The organism is Streptomyces malaysiensis subsp. malaysiensis (assembly GCF_040653035.1).
Classification (GTDB): domain Bacteria; phylum Actinomycetota; class Actinomycetes; order Streptomycetales; family Streptomycetaceae; genus Streptomyces; species Streptomyces malaysiensis.
On sequence record NZ_JBEZNG010000016.1, the window covers coordinates 47,343 to 67,629 of the forward strand.

Here is a 20,287-nt window from a genome sequence, read left to right on the forward strand (position 1 = left end):
ACGCAGCAGCACGTTCGCTCTCGTCGGAGACTAGCGGCCGATCCCGCTCCAGTCAGCGAGAACAGACGAAAAGTCCTGGTCAGACTCGCTCGACTCGGACATTTGCGGACAAAGTAGCCGGGTTATTCGGCCACAGCACGCACTTCATCAGCCATTCTGGACGCCGCCTCGACCAGCGACGCGGCGTCCGGACCGTGCCGGAGCACCCCCCTGCTGACGCTCGGGACGACATTCCGCACCGCCGGACCGAAAACCGCCGGGAGATCGGCGGGGGTCGCGCCCTGGGCCCCGATGCCGGGGGCCAGCAGCGGACCGTCGATCGCCAGATCGGCGCCCGCCTCCCCCGCCGCCCCGCCCAGCGTCGCGCCGACCACCGCGCCGTACGAGCCGAGGCGGCCCTCGGCGGCCTCGGCGGCGTTCTCGGCCTTGAGCGCCCTCAGCACGGTGGCCGCGACGGTCGTTCCGTCGGGCCGCACCGCGTGCTGCACCTCGGCGCCCTCCGGATTTGAGGTCAGCGCCAGTACGAAGACGCCCGCGCCCGCCGCCCGCGCCGCGTCCAGCGCCGGGCGCAGCGAGCCGAAGCCGAGGTAGGGGCTGAGGGTGATCGCGTCCGAGAACAGCGGACCGGCCGGATCCAGATAGGCCGAGGCGTACGCGGCCATGGTCGAGCCGATGTCGCCGCGCTTGGCGTCCATCAGCACCAGCGCCCCGGCGGCGCGGGCGTCGGCCACCGCCCGCTCGAGCACCGCGATGCCGCGGGAGCCGAACCGCTCGTAGAAGGCCGACTGCGGCTTGAGGACGGCGACCCGCTCGGCGAGCGCGTCCACGACGGTCCGGGTGAACCGCTCCAAACCGGCCACATCGTCCCCCAGGCCCCAGTCGGCGAGCAGGGAGGCGTGCGGGTCGATGCCGACGCACAGGGGGCCGCGGGCGTCCATGGCGGCGCGCAGGCGGGTGCCGAAGGGGGTCGTCATGCGTTCTCCTTGTGAGCCTTGGCGCCGACGGCCTCGGCGAGGGTGGCGTACGGGCTCGCGGCCAGGCGGGCGGCGAGGCCGCGGTGGATCCCACGGCACCAGAACGGGCCCCGGTAGATGAAGGCGCTGTAGCCCTGTACCAGCGTGGCGCCGGCCAGAATCCGCTCCCAGACGTCGTCCGCGGTCTCGATCCCGCCGACCCCGACCAGGGTCAGCCGGTCCCCGACCCGGGCGTACAGGCGGCGCAGCACCTCCAGGGAGCGCGCCTTGAGGGGGGCTCCGGACAGGCCGCCGGTCTCGGCGGTGAGGCTCGAGGGGGAGGTGAGGCCGAGGCCGTCCCGCGCGATGGTCGTGTTGGTGGCGATGATGCCGTCCAGGCCGAGTTCGACCGCGAGATCGGCGACCGCGTCCACGTCCTCGTCGGCGAGATCCGGCGCGATCTTGACCAGAAGTGGCACCCGGCGTTCGGTGACCGTGCGGTCCGCGGCCTCGCGGACGGCGGTCAGCAGCGGCCGCAGCTGGTCCACGGCCTGGAGGTTCCGCAGTCCGGGGGTATTGGGCGAGGAGACGTTGACGACGAGGTAGTCGGCGTGGGCGGCGAGCCGCTCGGTGGAGGTCACATAGTCGGCGACGGCCTCCGCCTCCGGGACGGCCTTGGTCTTGCCGATGTTGACGCCGACCGTCGTGGCGAAGGCCGGGCGCCGGGCCGCGAGACGGGCCGCGACCGCCGCCGAGCCCTCGTTGTTGAACCCCATCCGGTTGATCAGGGCGCGGTCGGCGACCAGCCGGAACAGCCGCCGCTTGGGGTTGCCGGGCTGTGGCTGGGCGGTGACCGTGCCGATCTCGACATGGTCGAAGCCCAGCATGGCCATGCCGTCGATTCCGGCGGCGTTCTTGTCGAATCCGGCGGCCAGCCCGAAGGGCCCGTGCATCCGCAGGCCCAGCGCCTCGGTGCGCAGCGCCGTGTGGCGGGGGGCGAGGACGGCGGCGATGAACGTCCGCAGCACGGGGACGCGGGCGGCCCGGCGGATCCAGGAGAAGGCCAGGTGATGGGCGTTCTCCGGATCCATCCGCCGGAAGATCAGGTTGAAGAGGAGCGTGTACATGAGGGGCTTTCTACGCGGGGGCGAGGGGTGGGGCCCAGGAAGCGGGGTGGGCTCATGAAGAGGGGGACACCGGCCGGTGTCCCCCTCGCTCGCCTCACTCCTCGCGGGCGGCGGTCAGATGTTCCGCGTGTTCCTGGAGCGACCGGACGCCGACCGCGCCCCGCCCCAGCGCCTCGATGCCCTGGACGGCGGCCGCGAGCGCCTGGACGGTGGTCAGGCACGGGACGCTGCGGGCGACGGACGCCGTACGGATGTCATAGCCGTCGAGCCGGCCGCCGGTGCCGTACGGGGTGTTGACGATCAGGTCGACCTCGCCCTCGTGGATGAGCTGGACGATGGTCTTCTCGCCGTTCGGGCCCTCGCCCTCGCTGTGCTTGCGCACCACGGTGGCGTTGATCCCGTTGCGCTTGAGCACCTCCGCCGTGCCCGAGGTGGCCAGCAGCTCGAAGCCGAGGCCGACCAGCTCCCGGGCCGGGAAGATCATCGAGCGCTTGTCGCGGTTGGCCACGGAGACGAACGCGCGCCCCTTGGTCGGCAGCGCGCCGTACGCCCCGGCCTGCGACTTGGCGTAGGCCGCGCCGAAGACCGAGTCGATGCCCATGACCTCACCGGTGGAGCGCATCTCCGGGCCGAGGATGGTGTCCACCCCGCGCCCGGAGGCGTCCCGGAACCGCGACCACGGCATCACGGCCTCCTTGACGGAGATCGGCGCGTCCATCGGCAGCGTGCCGCCGTCGCCGCTGGAGGGCAGCAGCCCCTCGGCGCGCAGCCCGGCGATGGTGGCGCCCAGCGAGATCCGGGCGGCGGCCTTGGCCAGCGGGACGGCGGTGGCCTTGGAGGTGAAGGGGACGGTACGGGAGGCGCGCGGGTTCGCCTCCAGTACGTACAGAATGTCCCCGGCCATCGCGAACTGGATGTTGATCAGCCCGCGGACGCCCACACCGCGCGCGATGGCCTCGGTCGAGGCGCGCAGCCGCTTGATGTCGAAGCCGCCGAGGGTGATCGGGGGCAGGGCGCAGGCCGAGTCGCCGGAGTGGATCCCGGCCTCCTCGATGTGCTCCATGACGCCGCCGAGGTAGAGCTCCTCGCCGTCGTAGAGCGCGTCCACGTCGATCTCTATCGCGTCGTCGAGGAAGCGGTCGATCAGCACGGGGTGCTCGGAGATCAGCCCGGCGTGCCGCTCCAGGTACGCGGCGAGCGAGGGCTCGTCGTAGACGATCTCCATACCGCGGCCGCCGAGCACATAGGAGGGGCGGACCATGACCGGGTAGCCGATCTCGGTGGCGATGCCCTTGGCCTGCTCGAAGGAGAAGGCGGTGCCGTACTTGGGCGCGGGCAGCCCGGCCTCGGTGAGCACCCGGCCGAAGGCGCCGCGCTCCTCGGCGAGGTTGATCGCCTCGGGCGAGGTGCCGACGATCGGCACGCCGTTGTCCTTGAGCGCCTGGGCCAGGCCCAGCGGGGTCTGACCGCCGAGCTGGACGATCACACCGGCGACGGGGCCCGCCTGCGTTTCCGCGTGGACGATCTCCAGTACGTCCTCCAGGGTGAGCGGCTCGAAGTAGAGCCGGTCGGAGGTGTCGTAGTCGGTGGAGACGGTCTCCGGGTTGCAGTTGACCATGACGGTCTCATAGCCCGCGTCATGCAGCGCGAAGGAGGCGTGGACGCAGGAGTAGTCGAACTCGATGCCCTGGCCGATGCGGTTGGGGCCCGAGCCGAGGATGATCACAGCCGGGGTTTCGCGCGGGGCGACCTCGGACTCCTCGTCGTAGGAGGAGTAGAAGTACGGGGTCCTGGCGGCGAACTCGGCGGCGCAGGTGTCGACCGTCTTGTAGACGGGCCGGATGCCCAGCGCGTGCCGCACCTCGCGGACCACGTCCTCGCGCAGCGAGCGGATCCCGGCGATCTGGGCGTCGGAGAAGCCGTGCCGCTTGGCCTCGCCGAGGAGTTCGGGGCGGAGCTTGTCGGCGGCGGCGAGCTCGTCCGCGATCTCCTTGATCAGGTAGAGCTGGTCCACGAACCACGGGTCGATGCCGGTGGCGTCGAAGACCTCCCCCGGGGTGGCCCCGGCGCGGATCGCCCGCATCACGGTGTTGATCCGCCCGTCGGTGGGGACGGCGGCCTTGACCAGCAGCTCGGCCTTGTCGCCCGGCTCCTCGGTGAAGTCGAACTGGCTGCCCTTCTTCTCCAGCGAGCGCAGCGCCTTCTGGAGCGCCTCGGTGAAGTTGCGGCCGATGGCCATGGCCTCGCCGACCGACTTCATGGTGGTGGTGAGCCGGGCGTCGGCGGCCGGGAACTTCTCGAAGGCGAAGCGCGGCACCTTGACCACGACATAGTCGAGCGTGGGCTCGAAGGAGGCCGGGGTCTCCTGGGTGATGTCGTTGGGGATCTCGTCCAGGGTGTAGCCGACGGCCAGCTTCGCGGCGATCTTGGCGATGGGGAAGCCGGTGGCCTTGGAGGCGAGCGCCGAGGAGCGGGAGACGCGCGGGTTCATCTCGATGACGATGACCCGGCCGTCCTCGGGGTTGACCGCGAACTGGATGTTGCAGCCGCCGGTGTCCACCCCGACCTCGCGGATGACGGCGATGCCGATGTCCCGCAGGATCTGGTACTCGCGGTCGGTGAGCGTCATCGCCGGGGCGACGGTGATCGAGTCACCGGTGTGCACGCCCATGGGGTCGAAGTTCTCGATGGAGCAGACGACCACGACATTGTCGTTCCGGTCGCGCATCAGCTCCAGCTCGTACTCCTTCCAGCCGAGGATGGACTCCTCCAGGAGCACCTCGGTGGTCGGCGAGAGGGTCAGGCCCTGGCCGGCGATACGGCGCAGCTCGTCCTCGTCGTGGGCGAAGCCGGAGCCCGCGCCGCCCATGGTGAAGGAGGGGCGGACCACGACGGGGTAGCCGCCGAGCCGCTCGACGCCCGCGAGGACGTCGTCCATGGAGTGGCAGATGACCGAGCGGGCGGACTCACCGTGGCCGATCTTGGCGTGGACGGCCTCGACGACCTCCTTGAACTGGTCGCGGTCCTCGCCCTTGTGGATCGCCTGGACATTGGCGCCGATCAGCTCGACGCCGTACTCCTCGAGGGTGCCCGCCTCGTGCAGCGAGATGGCGGTGTTGAGCGCGGTCTGGCCGCCGAGGGTGGGCAGCAGCGCGTCGGGGCGCTCCTTGGCGATGATCTTCTCGACGTACTCCGGGGTGATCGGCTCGACATAGGTGGCGTCGGCGATCTCCGGGTCGGTCATGATCGTGGCCGGGTTGGAGTTGACCAGGACGACCCGCAGGCCCTCGGCCTTCAGCACCCGGCACGCCTGGGTACCGGAGTAGTCGAACTCGGCGGCCTGGCCGATGACGATCGGGCCGGAGCCGATGACCAGAACGGACTGGATGTCGGTGCGCTTAGGCACGCTGGCCCTCCATCAGGGACACGAAGCGGTCGAAAAGGTACGCGGCGTCATGCGGACCGGCGGCGGCTTCGGGGTGGTACTGGACGCTGAACGCGGGGCGGTCGAGCAGCCGCAGCCCCTCGACCACGTTGTCGTTGAGGCAGACATGGGAGACCTCGGCGCGGCCGTAGGGGGTGTCGGACGGCGCGTCGAGCGGGGCGTCCACGGCGAAGCCGTGGTTATGGGCGGTGACCTCGACCTTTCCGGTGGTACGGTCCTGCACCGGCTGGTTGATCCCGCGGTGGCCGTACTTCAGCTTGAAGGTGCCGAAGCCGAGCGCGCGGCCGAGGATCTGGTTGCCGAAGCAGATGCCGAACAGCGGTGTGGAGCGCTCCAGCACGGCCCGCATCAGGGCGACGGGGTGGTCGGCGGTGGCCGGGTCGCCCGGTCCGTTGGAGAAGAAGACCCCGTCCGGGCCGACCGCGTAGATGTCCCGGGCGGTGGCGGTCGCGGGCAGCACATGCACCTCTATGCCGCGCTCGGCCATCCGGTGCGGGGTCATGCCCTTGATGCCCAGGTCGATCGCGGCGACGGTGAACTTCTTGGTGCCGATCGCCGGGACGACATAAGCCTCCTCGGTGGCCACCTCCCCGCTGAGGTCGGCGCCCTTCATCTGCGGGGCAGCCCGCACCTTCGACAGCAGCGCGCCCTCCTCGGCGATCGCCGCACCCGAGAAGATGCCCACCCGCATGGCGCCGCGCTCGCGCAGATGGCGGGTGAGGGCGCGGGTGTCGATCCCGCTGATGCCGACGACGCCCTGGGCGGCGAGCTCCTCGTCGAGCGAGCGGCGGGAGCGCCAGTTGGAGGGCGTACGTGCCGGGTCGCGCACCACATAGCCGGAGACCCAGATCCGCTCGGACTCCGGGTCCTCGTCGTTGACGCCGGTGTTCCCGATGTGCGGGGCGGTCATCACGACGACCTGGCGGTGGTAGGAGGGGTCGGTCAGGGTCTCCTGGTAGCCGGTCATCCCGGTGGAGAACACGGCCTCGCCGAAGGTCTCCCCCACGGCCCCGTAGGCCCGGCCGCGGAAGGTGCGGCCGTCCTCCAGGACGAGTACGGCGGGGGCGCTGGCGCCCCGGGTGGAGGTCGTCATCGTTCGGCGCCTTCCGTCTGGTTGCTCGGGTGGTTCTGGTCGTTGTCGGCGGAGCTGAGGGCGTCGACCCAGGCCGGGTGCTCGGCGGCGTGGTCGGAGCGGAAGCCCGAGTCGATCAGCTTCTCGCCCAGCTGCCAGGTGATCACCAGCAGCCCGCCCTCGGCGAGGACCTTGCCCGCGATGCCCTTGTCGAGCCGGGCGCCGCGCAGCTGGGCGGCGGGGATGAAGAAGTCCCGGGCGCCCGGCCGTACGACGTGCACGCCCCGGTCGGTGAGGGTGAGCTCGGCCCGGCTGCGGGTGCCGAGGCCATGGGCCACGATCCGGTCCAGCCACTGCCCGGCGGTGGTGGAGCCGTGGTAGCGGCCGCTCATCGACAGCTCGGGATCGCCCGGCTCGGCCGGGGCCCGGGGCGGCTCCGGGAGGTCGCCCTGGAGGGTGCCGCGCCACTTCCAGCCCTCGCGCATCAGCCAGTAGACCAGCGCGATGACCAGCAGCAGCCCGACGACCCATCCGATCCTGGCGGCCCAGTCCGTCACGTCCTGCGATTTCTGCTCGGCGGCGAGGCCCGCGAATCCCGCGAGGCCCGCCACCGGATGACCCGGAGATGTCACGTCAGCTTCCCGTCCACAACCGTCGCCCGGCCCCGCAGGAAGGTGTGCGTCACACGCCCCGGCAGTTCACGGCCCTCGTAGGGGGTGTTCCGGCTGCGGGAGGCGAAGCCCGCGGGGTTCACCACACCACGGTAAGCGGAGTCGAGCAGGGTGAGGTTGGCGGGCTCCCCGGCGGCGACGGGACGGCCGTGGCCGGTCAGCCGGCCGATGGCCGAGGGCCGCACCGACATCCGGTCGGCGACGCCCGTCCAGTCCAGCAGCCCGGTGTCCACCATGGTGTGCTGGACCACGGAGAGCGCCGTCTCCAGGCCCACCATGCCCATGGCCGCCGCGCCCCACTCGCAGTCCTTGTCCTCGTGCGGATGCGGGGCGTGGTCGGTGGCCACGCAGTCGATGGTGCCGTCGGCGAGCGCCTCACGCAGCGCCATCACATCGGCCTCGGTGCGCAGCGGCGGGTTCACCTTGAAGACGGGGTCGTAGGAGCGTACGAGCTCGTCGGTCAGCAGCAGATGGTGCGGGGTGACCTCGGCGGTGACGTTCCACCCCTTGGACTTGGCCCAGCGGACGATCTCGACCGAGCCCGCGGTGGACAGATGGCAGATGTGCACCCGGGAGCCGACGTGGGCGGCGAGCAGCACATCGCGGGCGATGATCGACTCCTCGGCGACGGCCGGCCAGCCGCCCAGGCCCAGCTCGGCGGAGACGACGCCCTCGTTCATCTGGGCGCCCTCGGTCAGACGGGGCTCCTGGGCGTGCTGGGCGATGACACCGTCGAACGCCTTCACATACTCCAGCGCACGGCGCATGATCACCGCGTCGTCCACACACTTGCCGTCGTCGGAGAAGACCCGCACCCCGGCGGCCGAGTCGTGCATCGCGCCCAGCTCGGCGAGTTTCTTGCCCTCCAGGCCCACGGTGACCGCCCCGACGGGCTGGACATCGCAGTAGCCGGACTCCCTGCCCAGCCGCCAGACCTGCTCGACGACGCCCGCGGTGTCGGCGACCGGGAAGGTGTTGGCCATGGCGTGGACCGCGGTGAAACCGCCCACCGCGGCGGCCCGGGTGCCGGTGAGGACCGTCTCGGAGTCCTCCCGGCCGGGCTCGCGCAGATGGGTGTGGAGGTCGACCAGGCCCGGCAGCAGGATCTGCCCGGCGACGTCGATCACGGTGGCGCCGTCCGCGTCCAGACCGGTGCCGACCGCGGCGATCCGCTCCCCCTCGATCAGCACGTCCCGCGGCTCGCCGCCGAGCACCTTCGCCCCGCGCAGCAGCGTCTTGTGGGTGTCGCTCATGGTCACTTGCTCTCCTCGGTGCGGGCGGCGGCGACGGCGGACTCGTTCCCGCCGAGCAGCAGATACAGGACGGCCATGCGGATCGAGACACCGTTGGCGACCTGCTCGACGGCGGTGCAGCGGTCGGAGTCCGCGACCTCCGCGCTGATCTCCATACCGCGGTTCATGGGGCCGGGGTGCATCACAATGGCGTGCTCCGGCATCCGGGACATGCGGTCGCCGTCCAGGCCGTAGCGGCGGGCGTACTCCCGCTCGGTGGGGAAGAAGGCCGCGTTCATACGCTCGCGCTGGACGCGCAGCATCATCACGGCGTCGGTCTTGCCGACCACCGCGTCCAGGTCGTAGGAGACCTCGCAGGGCCAGCTCTCCACGCCGAAGGGGACCAGCGTCGGCGGGGCGACCAGCGTGACCTCGGCGCCCAGGGTGGACAGCAGATGGACGTTGGAGCGGGCCACCCGGCTGTGCAGGACATCGCCGACGATCGTGATCCGGCGCCCGGCCAGGTCCTGCCCGACTCCGGAGGCTTCCGGGCACAGATGGCGGCGGACGGTGAAGGCGTCGAGCAGCGCCTGGGTGGGGTGCTCATGGGTGCCGTCGCCGGCGTTCACCACGGCGCCGTTGATCCAGCCGGAGGTGGCCAGCCGGTGCGGGGCACCGGAGGCGTGGTGGCGGATCACCACGGCGTCGGCGCCCATCGCCTCCAGGGTGAGCGCGGTGTCCTTCAGGGATTCGCCCTTGGAGACCGAGGAGCCCTTGGCGGAGAAGTTGATGACGTCGGCGGACAGCCGCTTGGCGGCCGCCTCGAAGGAGATACGGGTGCGGGTGGAGTCCTCGAAGAAGAGGTTGACGACGGTACGGCCGCGCAGGGTCGGCAGTTTCTTGATCGGCCGGTCGGCGAGCCTGGCCAGTTCCTCGGCGGTGTCGAGGATCAGGACGGCGTCGTCGCGCGAGAGGTCGGCGGCCGAGATGAGGTGGCGCTTCATCCGGTTGCTCCGTGGGTGAAGGAGGTGTGCGGGCATGCGGGCGGGCAGGCGCGGGGACCGGTGCCCGGCGGCACCGGTGGTCCTTCGGGCGGGTCCCCCGGGGTCGCCGGGGCGGCACTCGCCGTCGGTGAGGGGCGCTACTTCCCGTCCGCGGGGGTGGTCTCGCGCAGCCCGAGGAGCACGCTGTCGCGGCCGTCCTCCTCGGTGAGCTGGACCTTGACCGTCTCCCGCAGCGACGTGGGGAGGTTCTTGCCGACGTAGTCGGCGCGGATCGGCAGTTCACGGTGACCACGGTCGACGAGGACCGCGAGCTGGACCGCGCGCGGCCGCCCGATGTCACCGAGGGCGTCGAGCGCGGCGCGGATGGTGCGGCCGGAGAAGAGCACATCGTCGACGAGGACCACCAGACGGCCGTCGATGCCGTCGTCGGGGATCTCGGTGCGGGCGAGTGCGCGGGCCGGGCGCAGCCTCAGGTCGTCGCGGTACATCGTGATGTCGAGCGAGCCGACCGGGATCCGGCCGGGCCTGCCGGTGATCTCTTCGAGCCGGGCGGCCAGCCGCCGGGCAAGAAAGACACCACGGGTGGGAATGCCGAGCAGCACCACGTCATCGGCGCCTTTGGCGCGCTCGACGATCTCGTGGGCGATGCGGGTGAGAACGCGCGCGATATCCGGTGCTTCCAGCACGGGACGCGCGGCGTCCGAGGTACGGGCGTCCATACGAAACGGACCTCCTTCTCCGCCTCACGGGACGGACCTTAAAGGACGGTCGGATTTGCGCCATTCACACTAGCAGGGGTACTCGGCTCCTCCGTCAACACCCCTGGCCGGAGCCCCTCCGCTCCGTTCGGCTTGACGAATGGAAATTACGCTGCGTAACCTCACAGTGAGTGACCAGCCGCGCGGCAGAGCCGCACGTCGATACAGCGTCCGGGGAGCTTTATGTCCAGCGAATACGCCAAACAGCTCGGGGCCAAGCTCCGCGCCATCCGCACCCAGCAGGGCCTCTCCCTCCACGGTGTCGAGGAGAAGTCCCAGGGCCGCTGGAAGGCCGTGGTGGTGGGATCGTACGAGCGCGGCGACCGCGCCGTGACCGTGCAGCGTCTCGCCGAGCTGGCCGACTTCTACGGCGTCCCGGTGCAGGAGCTGCTTCCGGGCACGAGCCCGGCCGGAGCCGCCGAACCGCCGCCGAAGCTGGTACTGGACCTTGAGCGACTGGCCCATGTGCCGGTCGAGAAGGCGGGCCCGCTTCAGCGGTACGCCGCGACGATCCAGAGCCAGCGTGGTGACTACAACGGCAAGGTGCTCTCGATCCGCCAGGACGATCTGCGCACCCTCGCCGTTATCTACGACCAGTCGCCGTCCGTGCTGACCGAGCAGTTGATCAGCTGGGGCGTGTTGGGCGCCGACGCCCGCCGCGCCGTTCAGCACGAAGACGTCTGAGTCCCCATTTATCCGCTCTTCACCAGCAGAAACGTGCCGCCGGGGGCGGTGGAGCCCTTCTGGGTCCTCCACCGCCCCCGGCGGCTCTGTCATATGACGCCCCTGTGCGGCGTGCGTTCCGCGCCTGTGCGGCGGCGCTATGTCTGGGGCTCCTGATCGCGGCGCAGACTCGGCTTCAGCTCCTTGATACGGCCCAGCAGGCCGTTCACGAAGGCCGGTGAGTCATCGGTGGAGAACTCCTTGGCGAGCTGCACCGCCTCGTCGATCACCACCGCGTCCGGGGTCGCGTCCTCCCACACCAGCTCATACGCGCCCAGTCGCAGAATGTTCCGGTCCACGACCGGCATCCGGTCCAGCGTCCAGCCCACCGCGTAGGTGGCGATGAGCTCGTCGATCCGCTCGATGTGCTGGGCGTATCCCTCGACGAGCTGCATCGTGTATTCGCTGACCGGCGGCTGCCGGTCGTCGGTCCGGGCGAGCCGGATCCAGTCCGCGAGCACGGTCTGCACGGCGCTGCCGCGCTGATCGGCCTCGAAGAGGATCTGGAAGGCGCGCTTACGGGCCTTGTTGCGGGCAGCCACGGTTAGTTGTTCACCCGACCGAGGTACTCACCGGAGCGGGTGTCGACCTTGATCTTCTCACCGGTGGTGATGAACAGCGGCACGCCGATCTCGTAGCCGGTCTCCAGCTTGGCGGGCTTGGTGCCACCGGTGGAGCGGTCGCCCTGGACGCCCGGCTCGGTGTACTCGATCACCAGCTCGACGGCGGCGGGCAGCTCGACGTAGAGCGGATTGCCCTCGTACATCGCCACGACGGCCTCGAAACCTTCGAGCAGGTAGCGGGCGTTGTCGCCGACGACCTCGGGGGTGATGTAGATCTGGTCGAAGGTGTCCATGTCCATGAACACAAAGCTCTCGCCGTCCTTGTACGAGAACTGCATGCCGCGCTTGTCGACACTGGCCGTCTCGACCTTCACGCCGGCGTTGAAGGTCTTGTCGACCACCTTGCCGGACAGCACATTCTTGAGCTTGGTGCGCACGAAAGCCGGGCCCTTGCCGGGCTTGACGTGCTGGAACTCGACAACGGACCACAGCTGGCCGCCGTCGAGCTTGAGCACCATGCCGTTCTTGAGGTCGTTCGTGGATGCCACGGTTGCGGGATCTCCTGGACTGCTGCTGGCGGAGACCAGAAAGCCGCCGGCGCGCCCTGTTCCGCTAGAGCGCGAGCAGCTCTTTGGTCGTGATGGTGAGTAGCTCGGGTCCGCCGTCCGCCTCGGGGCGGACGACGAGCGTGTCGTCGATCCGGACACCGCCCCGGCCCGGGAGGTGAACCCCCGGCTCGACGGTGACCGGCACACAAGCGTCCAGTTTACCCATGGCGGACGGTGTGAGCCGAGGGTCCTCGTCGATTTCCAGGCCCACACCGTGTCCGGTGCACGGTTCCAGCGCGTCTCCGTAGCCCGCGGCGTTCAGCACCTGACGGGTCACCCGGTCCACATCCCGGTACGCCCGGCCCGGCAACAGCGCCTCCCGCCCGGCCCGCTGAGCGGCGAAGACGGCGTCGTACAACTCGACCTGCCAGTCCGCGGGCGAGGGGCCGATGACGAAGGTACGGCCCACCTGACAGCGGTAGCCGCGGTAGTCGGCGCCCAGGCAGATGCTGAGGAAATCGCCCTCCTCGACCCGCCGGTCGGTGGGCAGATGGCCGGGGCGCCCCGCGTTGGGCCCCGCCGCGACCACGGTGGGGAAGGCCGGGCCGTCCGCGCCGTGGTCCACCAGCCGGCGATCCAGCTCCAGCGCCAGATGACGCTCGGTGCGGCCCACCAGGATCGACTCCAGCAGCTCGCCGAGCGCCTGGTCGGCGAGCTCCCCGGCGATCCGCATACAGGAGATCTCCTCGTCGTCCTTGACCAGCCGCAACTGCTCCACGCAGCGGCCCAGATCGGCCAGGCGGAGCCGGGGGGCGGCGGCGCCGAGCGCCCGATGGCGGGCGACGGTCAGATCGTGCTCCTCGACGGCCAGCGACTCGGCGCCGTCCGCCGCGGCCAGATCGGCGGCGGCCACCACCGGATCGCCGTCCGCGCCGGGCAGGACCAGCAGCCGTGGCTCCTCCGCACGCGGCGTCCCCGAAGGAGGCGGTGCGGGTGGTGAGAGCGGTGGGGTGGCCGGCACCTCGGCGGCCACCATCACGTCCTGGACGGGCCCGAGCAGCAGCACGGCCCCGGGCGGCACGGCGCCGCAGAGATAGCGCACATTGGCGGGCCGGGAGACCAGCGCCGCCGCGCTCCCGGCCGCGGCGCACTGATCGCGCAGACGGGCACGTCGCGCCGCGTACACCTCGGACATGTCCCCGAGGTTACGCACGCTCGGGACGCACGGCTCCTCCAGTGGCTCCGGCGAGTGAGCCGAGGGGCGTCACCAGCTCGGGGGGCTCGCGATGGAGCGGGTGACCACCTCGTCGAGCATGCGGGCCGTGGTCTCCACATCGTGCGTGGAGTTGTCGATGATCGGCAGGCCGGAGCCGTACCACCCGGCCATCCGGCCGTGGATCCGCGCCACCTCCTCGTCGCTGAGGCGGCGGTTGCCACTGCGGGCCGCGTTCCGCTCCAGGACGATCTCCAGGCCCGGAAGGACCACCACCGGCAGCAGCCCGGGGCCCACATGGCGCTTCCAGCCACCGAGGCCGACGACCGGGCGGTCGGGGAAGACGGCGTCGTCGAGGATGCAGGAGATCCCGTTGGCCAGGAAGTTACGGGCGGCGAAGCCGCAGGTGCGGCGGGCGAGACGGTACTGCGCCTCGGAGTTCTCGTTCCACCCCGACTGGGGGTTGGCGAAACCGGAGCGGACCCACTCCCGCACGTCGTCCAGGCTGATGTGCGCGGTCGGCACCCGGCGGCGGTCGGCCCAGTGGCGCGCGACCGTCGTCTTGCCCGCCCCGGCCGGTCCGATCAGCAGCACCGCCACCGCCGCCTGCGAGAGATCGGCGACCGACGGGTCCGCCGGGGGGTGGGGCAGCGGCACCGGACCGCCGGGCGGCAGCTGGATATGGCCGGTGGTGTTCACCGTCTCCAGCGGCGCCCCGGGGGGCGCGGGCGGGGCGGGCGGAGGAGGCGACACCGGATGTTGTGCGGGAGGAGGTGCGGGGTGCCCGGGCACGGGAGGCGCGGGCGGATTGGGGTGAGTTCCCGGGTGATGGCTCGCATTCGCGCCCTGGGCCCAGCCCGCACCCTGTGGCCCGGGAACCGGCCCCGGCTGGTGGGGCGGTGGCAGCGGAGCTCCCACTGCATGCTGCATCCGGTGGCACTCCGTCTCGTACAGGCAGTTCTCGTCCGACAACTGTCACATGCTGATACGGCGGCGGCGAGGCCGCTCCTACCGAACGGTACCTGCCCAAAGCTCAGCTGTGTGAACGCCGCGCAAACCGATAGTCCGCCCGCAACCCCTCGCCAGCCAGGCAATTCGTCCCTCAAGGGCCGCAACTGCGAGGGGATGCGAGGTTGTTCGAAAGCCCGCGGCGATGCCGCGGGCTTCGAAGGCGATGACACAGTTGTGACGCGACGTCGACGGAGACGACGAAGGGGACAACGGCCCACTACGGCCCGAGGGCCGGATCAGCCGGAGACCTCGGCGTACGCGGCGAGCAGCACCGCCGGGTCCGGACCCTCCAGCACGGTGGGCTTGGCGATACCGTCCAGGACGATGAAGCGCAGCAGGTCACCGCGGGACTTCTTGTCCACCTTCATGGTCTCCAGCAGCTTGGGCCACTGGTCGCCACGGTAAGTGAGCGGCAGTCCCACGGCCTCCAGGACGGCGCGGTGCCGGTCGGCCGTGGCGTCGTCCAAACGGCCCGCCAGACGGCCCAGTTCGGCGGCGAAGACCATGCCCACGGAGACCGCCGCGCCATGGCGCCAGTTGTAGCGCTCGTTCTTCTCGATGGCGTGGGCGAGCGTGTGCCCGTAGTTGAGGATCTCCCGCAGCCCGGACTCCCTGAGGTCGCTGGAGACGACCTCGGCCTTGACCCGGATGGAGCGCTCGATGAGCTCGGCGGTGTACGGACCGGTGGGCGTGCGGGCGGCGGCCGGGTCCCGCTCGATCAGCTCCAGGATCTCCGGATCGGCGATGAAGCCCGCCTTGATGACCTCGGCGAGCCCGCTGACGTAGTCGTTGACCGGCAGCGACTCCAGCGCGGCCAGATCGCACAGCACCCCGGCCGGGGGGTGGAAGGCGCCGACGAGGTTCTTGCCCTCGGCGGTGTTGATCCCGGTCTTGCCGCCCACGGCGGCGTCCACCATGCCGAGCACGGTCGTGGGGACGGCGATCCAGCGCACTCCGCGCAGCCAGGTGGCGGCGACGAATCCGGCGAGGTCGGTGGTGGCGCCGCCGCCGACGCCGACGATCACATCGGTGCGGGTGAAGCCGGTCTGTCCGAGCGCCTTCCAGCAGTACGCGGCGACCTCGGCGGTCTTGGCCTCCTCCGCGTTGGGCAGCTGGATCGCGATGGCGTCGTACCCCTGCTCGGCGAGGTCCTGGCGGATGGCCTCACCGGTCTCGGCCAGCGCCTCGGGATGCAGAACGGCGACGCGCTTGGCTCCCGTGCCGAGCAGCCCGGGAAGCTCGCCGAGCAGCTGCCGGCCGATCAGCACCTCGTACGGCGCGGTGCCCGCGGTGCCTCCGACCTGGATGCGCGTAGGGGTCTCGGCCACAGGGGGTGTCATGCGTTCTTCAGCTCCAGTACGTCCAGGACGGCATCGGCCACGTCGTCGGGGGTGCGGTCCTCGGTCGACACCACGGCGCGGGCGACCTCGGTGTACAGCGGGCGGCGCTGCTCCATCAGCTCACGCCAGCGCTGACGCGGATTGACCGCGAGCAGCGGGCGCGGGGCGTCAAGCCCGGTGCGCTTGACGGCCGCGGCGACGCCCATCTCCAGGAAGACGACGGGACGGCCGCTGAGCAGCGCCCGGGTGTCCTCGTCCAGAACGGCGCCGCCGCCCAGCGCGAGCACGCCCTCGTGCTCGGCGACGGCGGTCCGTACGGCCTGCCGCTCCAGCTCGCGGAAGTGCGGCTCGCCCTCGTCGATGAAGATCTCCGAGATCTCCTTGCCGGCGGCCGTGACGATGTCGGTGTCGGTGTCGCGGAAGGTGGTGCCGAGCCGCTCCGCGAGCACCTGCCCGACGGTGGTCTTCCCAACCCCCATGGGCCCGACCAACACAACGGCCGGCCCCTCGCCGATCGCCCCGCTCACTGGATGGCCAGGTTGTCGAGGTAGCCCCGGACATTGCGGTGGGTCTCTGTGACCGAGTCGCCGCCGAACTTCTCCGCGACCGCGTCCGCCAGGACCAGCGCGACCATCGCCTCGGCGACGATCCCGGCCGCCGGGACGGCGCAGACGTCGGAGCGCTGGTGGTGGGCCTTGGTCGCTTCGCCGGTGTTCACATCGACCGTGGCCAGCGCCCGCGGCACGGTCGCGATCGGCTTCATCGCGGCCCGGACGCGCAACAGCTCGCCGGTGGTCAGCCCGCCCTCGGTGCCGCCGGAGCGGCCCGAGGAGCGCCGGATGCCCTCGTCCGTGGAGACGATCTCGTCATGGGCCTGGGAGCCGGGCACCCGCGCGAGGTCGAAGCCGTCGCCGACCTCGACGCCCTTGATGGCCTGGATGCCCATCAGCGCGGCGGCCAGCCGTGCGTCGAGTCGACGGTCCCAGTGCACATGGGAGCCGAGGCCGACCGGCACGCCGTACGCGAGCACCTCGACGACGCCGCCGAGCGTGTCGCCGTCCTTGTGGGCCTGGTCGATCTCGGCCACCATCGCCTTGCTCGCGTCGGCGTCCAGGCAGCGCACCGGGTCGGCGTCCAGCTTCTCGACGTCGGAGGGCTTGGGGTAGACGCCGTACGGCGCCTTCGCGGCGGCCAGCTCCACCACATGCGAGACGATCTCGATCCCGGCCGTCTCCTTGAGGTAGGAGCGGGCGACGGCGCCGAGCGCCACCCTGGCCGCAGTCTCCCGGGCGCTGGCGCGCTCCAGGACCGGCCGGGCCTCGTCGAAGCCGTACTTCTGCATGCCCGCGAGGTCGGCGTGGCCGGGGCGGGGGCGGGTGAGCGGGGCGTTACGGGCGAGTCCGTCAAGGATCTCGGGGTCCACCGGGTCGGCGGCCATGACCTGCTCCCACTTCGGCCACTCCGTATTGCCGATCATGATCGCGACCGGGGAGCCGAGGGAGAGCCCGTGCCGTACGCCGCCGATGAAGGTGACCTCGTCGCGCTCGAACTTCATCCGGGCACCGCGGCCGTAGCCGAGCCGCCGTCTGGCCAGGGCGTCCGCCACCATGTCGGTGGTGATCGGCACCCCGGCGGGCAGCCCCTCCAGCGTCGCCACGAGTGCGGGGCCGTGCGACTCCCCCGCGGTCAGCCAGCGCAACCTGCTCAACGGTGCTCCCTCATGCGCGTGCCTCGACGTCCTGCGGCGCGGCCCGGTCCGCGCGACTCCGGCCCGCACCTCCGATCCTCCCACGACCGGGGTGTCTCATCGGCTCGTGGTCCATGAGATGGACGCCCACGGCGGGCCGGGGAGGGGCGGAGAGGGCCGGGAGCGGGCCTGGCGGGGCCGGAGAGGGGCCCGCGACACACCCCCGCGACCCACACACCGTCCGGGCACCGGTCGCACACCAACCGGGCACCGGTCCAGGGCGCCCGCAGGGCGGCTCAGCGGGCCGCCAGCGCCTCGCGCATCGCGGCCAGGGGCGCGGGGGCGAGGCCCGTCATCTGCTCGACCTGGAGCACCGCCTGGTGCACCAGGAGGTCCAGCCCGCCGACCACCGGGCCGCCACGCGCCGCCCAGGCGGCGGCGAGCGGGGTCGGCCAGGGCTCGTAGAGGACGTCGAAGAGCGCGCCGGGGCGGTCAGGTACGGACGCGGCGAGCGCGTCGGCGGTGCCCGCGGGGGTGGTGGCGATCACCAGTGGCGCCCCGAGCGCCTCGGCCGCGTCGTCCCAGTCGGCCGTGCGCACCGCGACGCCCAGCCGCTCGCCCCACTGCCGCATCTCGGCGGCGCGGGCCTCGCTGCGGACGTAGGCGGTGACCTCGCCGTCGCAGATCCGGGAGAGCGCGGCCAGCGCCGAGGAGGCCGTGGCCCCGGCGCCCAGCACGGCCGCGCGCTCCACGCGGCCGACGCCGCGCTCGTGCAGCGCCGCCAGCATGCCGGGAATATCGGTGTTGTCCCCGAGCCTGCGGCCGTCGTCGGCGAAGACGACCGTATTGACGGCCTCCACCGACGCCGCGGTGTCGGTGATCTCGTCCAGCAGCGGGATGACGGCGCGCTTGAGCGGCATGGTCACGGAGAATCCGGCCCAGGCCGGTCCCCCGTCCTCACCGAGCCGTTTGAAGAAGTCGGGCAGCCCGGCCTCGTCCACTTCGAAGCGGTCGTACGTCCAGCCGCTCAGGCCCAACTCGCGATATGCGGCGCGGTGCAGCACCGGTGACAGGGAGTGGGCGATCGGCGAACCGAGCACCGCCGCCCTGCGGTTTTCCGACATCTTTCCTCAGCCGTTGCTCTTGCGCTGCTTATTGAACTTGTCGACCCACTTGAGATGCTCCGTGTAGGTCCTGGAGAAGTGGCTCTTGCCGTCGACCGCGACAAAGTAGTACCACCCGTCGGAAGTCGGGTTCATCGAGGCCTTCAGCGCGTCCGCACCCGGGTTGCCGATCGGACCCGGCGGGAGCCCCTTGTAGAAGTAGGTGTTGTACGGGTTGTCGTATCCCTTGATCTCACTGATCGGGATGTCCAGCTTGCTCTGGTTCTTGATGTAGTTGTACGAGGAGTCGAACTCCACCTTGCCGTTGGTCTCCGGGTTCGCGGGCTTGAGCCGGTTGTAGACGACCTCGGCCATCTTCCGGAAGTCGTCGTGGGTGATGCCCTCCGCCTGGACCAGGCTGGCCACGCTGATCAGCTGGAGCGGGGATTCGAGGCCCAGTTCCTTGGCCTTGCCCTCCAGATCCTGCTGCCCGTAATTCCGGCTGGCCTCGGCGACCATCTTCCGCAGCACATCCGCGGGCTTGGCGCCCTTGCCCACGCTATAGCGGGACGGATACAGGAACCCTTCCAGCGGATCCTTGATTTTGCTGTTGTCATTGGCCCAGGAGGGCAGGCCGAGGTTCTTGGCCTCCTTCTTGGCCACGTCCGCGGTGGTCCCCGCCTTGAGGCCGATCTTCTTGTCGATCGCCGCGTAGATCGTGGCATCGCGCATGCCCTCGGTGACGATCAGGGCGTTGCTGCTGCTGGGGTCGAGCATCAGCTTGACCGCCGCCGCGCCGGACATCTCCTTGCGCAGGGTGTAGGTGCCCGGCTGGACGAACTTGCCGCTGTCCTCCACCGCCTCGACGAAGGCGCCGCTGCTCTTGATCACGCCCTTGTCGGCGAGGATCGAGCCGATCTCGGCATTGCCGGAGCCGGAGGGCACCTCCACCTCGATCCGGCCGGTGCCCTCGCCCGAGTAGTCGGGGGCGGGGCCGAAGCGGGTCTGCCAGAAGTCGTAGGCGAAGTAGCCGCCTCCGCCGACGGCGCCCACCAGGACAACGGTCACGAAGAGGCAGGCCACGCCGCTGCGGCGCTTCTTGGGCCTGCCCTTCTTGCCGGTGCGCTCGCCGTCCTCGTCGTCGTCCGCCTCGTCGTCCACGTCCCGGCCGTCGCCGCCGCCCGTGAAGAACGGATGGTCTTCCTCGTCCTCCGCCTGGATGAACTGCTCTTCGGGCGCCTCACGCTGGCGCGGCACCTGGTGCTCCGCGGGCACCGTGGGCATCTGCTGTGTCTGCTGGGGCACATGAGCGCCATGGGGCCCCATGGGGGCCTGCGGCGCCTGCTGTTGTCCCTGGTAGACGTCCTGACCCGGATAGGGAGCGCCCTGGCCGCCGTAGGGGTCGTGGGGGTCCATGCCCCCGTACGAGCCGTCGTGGCCCGGGTAGGGGCCGCCCTGGCCCGGGTACTCCTGCGGGTGCCCCTGATGCGGATAGCCGCCGCCGTCCTGGCCGTCCCACTGGGGCTGCTGATGCTGCTGGGGGTCCTGCGGATATCCGTGCGGATACTGCTGGTGCCCGTAGGGATCCTGGCCGTACGGATCCGGTCCTTGGGGGCCCTGACCGTAGGAGCCCTGGCCGTACGGATCCTGCCCGTGGGAACCCTGGCCGTACGGATCCTGCCCATGGGAACCCTGGCCGTAGGCGTCCCGCGCATAGGGATCCTGTGCGTAGGGATCCTGGCCTGCCACCGCGTGGCCGCTCCACTCTCGGTCCCCGTACAGCGGATCCTCGGGGTGCCACGGTTGGGAGCCGGGTCCCCGGCCGTACTCAGTCATC

The 20,287-nt window shown here is 71.1% G+C and carries 18 protein-coding genes; 1 reads left to right on the forward strand and 17 read right to left on the reverse strand.

Features of this window, described 5'->3' with window-relative positions; genetic code table 11:
• Positions 1-122 precede the first annotated feature (122 nt).
• From pyrF to pyrR, 8 genes are all read right to left on the reverse strand, one after another.
• Entirely contained in the window at positions 123-974 is an 852-nt protein-coding gene (gene pyrF / locus AB0E24_RS28030) for an orotidine-5'-phosphate decarboxylase (protein WP_359381067.1), read from the reverse strand.
• Entirely contained in the window at positions 971-2,080 is a 1,110-nt protein-coding gene (locus AB0E24_RS28035; protein WP_359381070.1) for a quinone-dependent dihydroorotate dehydrogenase, read from the reverse strand. The genes pyrF and AB0E24_RS28035 overlap by 4 nt, the downstream gene beginning before the upstream one ends.
• 94 nt (positions 2,081-2,174) lie before the next feature.
• Entirely contained in the window at positions 2,175-5,486 is a 3,312-nt protein-coding gene (gene carB / locus AB0E24_RS28040; protein ID WP_359381073.1) for a carbamoyl-phosphate synthase large subunit, read from the reverse strand.
• Positions 5,479-6,618 carry a glutamine-hydrolyzing carbamoyl-phosphate synthase small subunit gene (carA, locus tag AB0E24_RS28045; protein ID WP_359381077.1) on the reverse strand — a complete coding sequence of 380 codons (1,140 nt, stop codon included), beginning with the start codon at positions 6,616-6,618 and terminating at the stop codon, positions 5,479-5,481. The genes carB and carA overlap by 8 nt, the downstream gene beginning before the upstream one ends.
• On the reverse strand, positions 6,615-7,229 hold the full coding sequence (locus AB0E24_RS28050; RefSeq protein WP_069869791.1) for a PH-like domain-containing protein: 615 nt from the start codon (positions 7,227-7,229) through the stop codon (positions 6,615-6,617). Before AB0E24_RS28050 ends, carA begins: the two co-directional genes overlap by 4 nt.
• Positions 7,226-8,521: a dihydroorotase gene (locus AB0E24_RS28055; protein WP_069869790.1), complete on the reverse strand. Its 1,296-nt coding sequence runs from the start codon at positions 8,519-8,521 to the stop codon at positions 7,226-7,228. Before AB0E24_RS28055 ends, AB0E24_RS28050 begins: the two co-directional genes overlap by 4 nt.
• Positions 8,522-8,523: 2 nt before the next feature.
• The gene (locus tag AB0E24_RS28060; protein WP_069869789.1) at positions 8,524-9,504 is read right to left on the reverse strand and encodes an aspartate carbamoyltransferase catalytic subunit; all 981 of its coding nucleotides are present in this window, start codon (positions 9,502-9,504) and stop codon (positions 8,524-8,526) included.
• Positions 9,505-9,641: 137 nt separating this feature from the next.
• Positions 9,642-10,223 carry a bifunctional pyr operon transcriptional regulator/uracil phosphoribosyltransferase PyrR gene (pyrR, locus tag AB0E24_RS28065; RefSeq protein WP_069869788.1) on the reverse strand — a complete coding sequence of 194 codons (582 nt, stop codon included), beginning with the start codon at positions 10,221-10,223 and terminating at the stop codon, positions 9,642-9,644.
• 222 nt (positions 10,224-10,445) lie between these two features.
• On the opposite strand from pyrR, the gene bldD reads away from it, so the two are divergent.
• Complete coding sequence (gene bldD, locus AB0E24_RS28070; RefSeq protein ID WP_014056259.1) at positions 10,446-10,946, forward strand: transcriptional regulator BldD; 501 nt, start codon at positions 10,446-10,448, stop codon at positions 10,944-10,946.
• Positions 10,947-11,083: 137 nt separating this feature from the next.
• Here bldD and nusB read toward each other — a convergent pair whose 3' ends face one another.
• The 9 genes from nusB to mltG form a co-directional block, all read right to left on the reverse strand.
• Positions 11,084-11,527, reverse strand: a complete 444-nt coding sequence (gene nusB, locus AB0E24_RS28075) for a transcription antitermination factor NusB (RefSeq protein WP_069869787.1) — start codon at positions 11,525-11,527, stop codon at positions 11,084-11,086.
• 2 nt (positions 11,528-11,529) lie between these two features.
• Complete coding sequence (gene efp / locus AB0E24_RS28080; protein WP_069869786.1) at positions 11,530-12,096, reverse strand: elongation factor P; 567 nt, start codon at positions 12,094-12,096, stop codon at positions 11,530-11,532.
• Positions 12,097-12,160: 64 nt separating this feature from the next.
• On the reverse strand, positions 12,161-13,291 hold the full coding sequence (locus AB0E24_RS28085) for a M24 family metallopeptidase (protein WP_069869881.1): 1,131 nt from the start codon (positions 13,289-13,291) through the stop codon (positions 12,161-12,163).
• 69 nt (positions 13,292-13,360) lie between these two features.
• Positions 13,361-14,239, reverse strand: coding sequence for a Pro-rich N-terminal domain-containing protein (locus AB0E24_RS28090; protein ID WP_069869880.1), 879 nt, complete (start codon positions 14,237-14,239; stop codon positions 13,361-13,363).
• Between the two features lie 317 nt (positions 14,240-14,556).
• Positions 14,557-15,660 carry a 3-dehydroquinate synthase gene (gene aroB / locus AB0E24_RS28095; RefSeq protein WP_359381087.1) on the reverse strand — a complete coding sequence of 368 codons (1,104 nt, stop codon included), beginning with the start codon at positions 15,658-15,660 and terminating at the stop codon, positions 14,557-14,559.
• Complete coding sequence (locus AB0E24_RS28100) at positions 15,657-16,139, reverse strand: shikimate kinase (protein ID WP_359381091.1); 483 nt, start codon at positions 16,137-16,139, stop codon at positions 15,657-15,659. The genes aroB and AB0E24_RS28100 overlap by 4 nt, the downstream gene beginning before the upstream one ends.
• Before the next feature lie 44 nt (positions 16,140-16,183).
• Positions 16,184-17,368, reverse strand: coding sequence for a chorismate synthase (aroC, locus tag AB0E24_RS28105; protein ID WP_232636762.1), 1,185 nt, complete (start codon positions 17,366-17,368; stop codon positions 16,184-16,186).
• Positions 17,369-17,643: 275 nt separating this feature from the next.
• Entirely contained in the window at positions 17,644-18,471 is an 828-nt protein-coding gene (locus AB0E24_RS28110; RefSeq protein WP_359381095.1) for a shikimate dehydrogenase, read from the reverse strand.
• Between the two features lie 6 nt (positions 18,472-18,477).
• Positions 18,478-20,286, reverse strand: a complete 1,809-nt coding sequence (mltG, locus tag AB0E24_RS28115; RefSeq protein ID WP_359381098.1) for an endolytic transglycosylase MltG — start codon at positions 20,284-20,286, stop codon at positions 18,478-18,480.
• Between the last annotated feature and the right edge of the window lies 1 nt (position 20,287).

What these genes read in the sequence shown, in the direction of transcription:
- pyrF (WP_359381067.1), bottom strand. Translation starts at nt 974, where the DNA reads ATGACGACCCCCTTCGGCACCCGCCTGCGCGCCGCCATGGACGCCCGC.
- AB0E24_RS28035 (WP_359381070.1), bottom strand. Translation starts at nt 2,080, where the DNA reads ATGTACACGCTCCTCTTCAACCTGATCTTCCGGCGGATGGATCCGGAG.
- carA (WP_359381077.1), bottom strand. Translation starts at nt 6,618, where the DNA reads ATGACGACCTCCACCCGGGGCGCCAGCGCCCCCGCCGTACTCGTCCTG.
- AB0E24_RS28055 (WP_069869790.1), bottom strand. Translation starts at nt 8,521, where the DNA reads ATGAGCGACACCCACAAGACGCTGCTGCGCGGGGCGAAGGTGCTCGGC.
- AB0E24_RS28060 (WP_069869789.1), bottom strand. Translation starts at nt 9,504, where the DNA reads ATGAAGCGCCACCTCATCTCGGCCGCCGACCTCTCGCGCGACGACGCC.
- pyrR (WP_069869788.1), bottom strand. Translation starts at nt 10,223, where the DNA reads ATGGACGCCCGTACCTCGGACGCCGCGCGTCCCGTGCTGGAAGCACCG.
- bldD (WP_014056259.1), top strand. Translation starts at nt 10,446, where the DNA reads ATGTCCAGCGAATACGCCAAACAGCTCGGGGCCAAGCTCCGCGCCATC.
- AB0E24_RS28085 (WP_069869881.1), bottom strand. Translation starts at nt 13,291, where the DNA reads ATGTCCGAGGTGTACGCGGCGCGACGTGCCCGTCTGCGCGATCAGTGC.
- AB0E24_RS28090 (WP_069869880.1), bottom strand. Translation starts at nt 14,239, where the DNA reads ATGCAGCATGCAGTGGGAGCTCCGCTGCCACCGCCCCACCAGCCGGGG.
- aroB (WP_359381087.1), bottom strand. Translation starts at nt 15,660, where the DNA reads ATGACACCCCCTGTGGCCGAGACCCCTACGCGCATCCAGGTCGGAGGC.
- AB0E24_RS28100 (WP_359381091.1), bottom strand. Translation starts at nt 16,139, where the DNA reads ATGGGGGTTGGGAAGACCACCGTCGGGCAGGTGCTCGCGGAGCGGCTC.
- AB0E24_RS28110 (WP_359381095.1), bottom strand. Translation starts at nt 18,471, where the DNA reads ATGTCGGAAAACCGCAGGGCGGCGGTGCTCGGTTCGCCGATCGCCCAC.
- mltG (WP_359381098.1), bottom strand. Translation starts at nt 20,286, where the DNA reads ATGACTGAGTACGGCCGGGGACCCGGCTCCCAACCGTGGCACCCCGAG.